The sequence below is a fragment of the Bradyrhizobium sp. genome (genome assembly GCF_036009065.1).
Taxonomy (GTDB): Bacteria; Pseudomonadota; Alphaproteobacteria; order Rhizobiales; family Xanthobacteraceae; genus Bradyrhizobium.
The window spans coordinates 1-2,092 of the sequence record NZ_DASYMN010000427.1; the positions used below are offsets into that span (position 1 = coordinate 1).

At 60.2% G+C, this 2,092-nt stretch carries 3 protein-coding genes; 1 reads left to right on the plus strand and 2 read right to left on the minus strand.

Translation table 11 applies throughout. From position 1 onward, the window contains the following. Both VGP39_RS25500 and VGP39_RS25505 read right to left on the minus strand, forming a co-directional pair. The coding region (locus VGP39_RS25500; RefSeq protein ID WP_327570864.1) for an IS630 family transposase at positions 1-545 on the minus strand (545 nt) is incomplete at its 3' end. After that, positions 515-1,039 carry a helix-turn-helix domain-containing protein gene (locus VGP39_RS25505; RefSeq protein ID WP_327570863.1) on the minus strand — a complete coding sequence of 175 codons (525 nt, stop codon included), beginning with the start codon at positions 1,037-1,039 and terminating at the stop codon, positions 515-517. The genes VGP39_RS25500 and VGP39_RS25505, both read right to left, overlap by 31 nt. 149 nt (positions 1,040-1,188) lie before the next feature. Between VGP39_RS25505 and VGP39_RS25510 the strand changes: the two genes are divergently transcribed. After that, a complete protein-coding gene (locus VGP39_RS25510) occupies positions 1,189-1,947 on the plus strand; it encodes an IS5 family transposase (RefSeq protein ID WP_327570865.1) in 759 nt (252 codons plus the stop codon). Positions 1,948-2,092: the final 145 nt, after the last annotated feature.

Here is a 2,092-nt window from a genome sequence, read left to right on the forward strand (position 1 = left end):
TCGGCCAGGGTCAGCTTGTCGGGGATACGGCGATCGAGACATTGACCCGACAATACGCTCAGTTCGGATTCAGCCATGTCCAGCCAACTGCCGTGTTTTGGCGTGTAGTGCCACTCGAACCGCTCAACCAGCCGCCGTGCCTCGGCGGCAGGAAAGGCTTCGTAGAGTGAAGCTGGCTTATGGGTGTTGAGATTGTCCTGCACGAGTACGATCTTCTTCGCCTTCACGAAGTGCGTGTCAGACAAATCCTTGAGGACGTGGGCGTAGTCTACGGCGGTGTGGCGATCGGTGACCTCGACATGCCGCCAGCCTTCCAGCGGGGCGAACAGCATGAACAGATTGGCGGTTCCATTGCGCTCATACTCGTAGTCGTGCCGCGCGGGATGCTCTGGCTTGGCCGGGATTGGCACACGCGTTTCCGTAATGAGCTGCTTCGACGTCTCGTCCAGGCAGACAAGGGGATAGTCTGGATCGTGCGGTCGCTGGTAAACCTCCAGCACATCCTCCATACCGGCTACGAACGCGGCGTTGGCATCCGGTGGGATGACCCATTGCTTCCGAAGATGCGGCCGGAGAAGGTTTTTTTTAGCGTCCGCCCGATCGTGTTGTCGCTGGCCCGGTCAACGATCTTCAGTTCCACCACCTGCTCTTCGAGCAGTTGCAACGTCCATCGCTTGCGACCCTTCGGCGGTTTGGAACAGGCCAAGGCAATCAGCTTCGCTTCGGCGGCACCGTCAAAGATGCGCGGTCTGGCCGAGGCTGGCGAATGCTTACGCACAAGCACGGCATCGAAGCCTTCTTCCACCAGTTGCTGGCGGGTCCTGGCAACGGTGTCGACGCTGGTATCGAGGGCGGCGGCGATGTCGCAGTCCCGCCATCCTTCGCCGCTCTCCGAAGCATCAGCCTTCAGCAGAATACGTGCCTTGGTCAGTTGCCGGGCAGGGTGTTTACCCGCACGTACTAGCATGTTGAGCCGTTCCCGCTCCTCATCGCTGAGCTTCACCACGTATCTCTTCTCGGCAATCTGTTTCGCGGTCACGAAGCATCTCCGTCATTGCGGAGTTAGCGAGTCAGAGATTTGCCGCAGAATCAATGACAAGGGGTACTAGGGCCTGTTGACAATTACGGGGGTTCTTTCGGACCTGAGGCGTGATCCCATCTCGGCTCTTGAGCGAGCGAGGGGGTTTTATGGATCGAGCCAGGTTTGTTGTTAGCAACAGCGTTTGGGAGAAGATCGAGGCTCTGTTACCGGGCAAGCAATCGGATCGTGGCGTGACCGCGAAGGACAACCGGCTGTTCCTCGAAGCCGTGCTGTGGCGTGCCCGGGCGGGATTGCCCTGGCGTGACCTGCCGCCCGAGTTCGGCCATTGGAACAGCGTGTTCACGCGGTTCCGCCGCTGGGCGCGGGCGCAGGTTTTTGACCGCATCTTCAAGGCTCTGTCCAGCGAACCGGATTTCGAATACGCGATGATCGATGGCACGATCGTCACCGTCCATCAAAAGGCCAGCGGCGCAAAAGGGGGCGCTGAGAAGAATGCCATCGGACGCTCGCGAGGCGGCCTGACGAGCAAAATCGTCGCGCTGGTCGACGCCTTGGGCAACCTCGTCCGCTTCGTCCTGCTGGCGGGGCAGCGCCACGATAGCGTGGGGGTTGCTCCGCTCATCGATGGCGTCAGCTTCGATGCCTTGCTAGGCGACAAGGCGTTCGACGCTGATTGGCTGCGGGCGGATCTCGACGATCGTGGCGCCGCCGCGGTCATTCCGCCCAGATCGAACCGCAAGGTGATCATCGACTATGACAAAGAGATGTATCGCTGGCGGCATCTGGTCGAGAACTATTTCGCCAAAATCAAGGAGTTCCGCTCCATCGCCACGCGATACGACAAGACCGCCGAAAGCTTCAGCGCCAACATCAATCTTGCCGCCGCCTTGATCGCCGCACGGTAAATGTCAACAGAGCCTAGAAGGGGCCGGGCTAGGTTCTGGGCTCACGGGGATAGGGTCGGGCTGGTGGCGAAGGTGGTATGGCGGGTGAAGTTGGTGGTGGAGCGCCAGCCTGGTGTCATAACGGAGACAGAAGTCGCGCGCATCG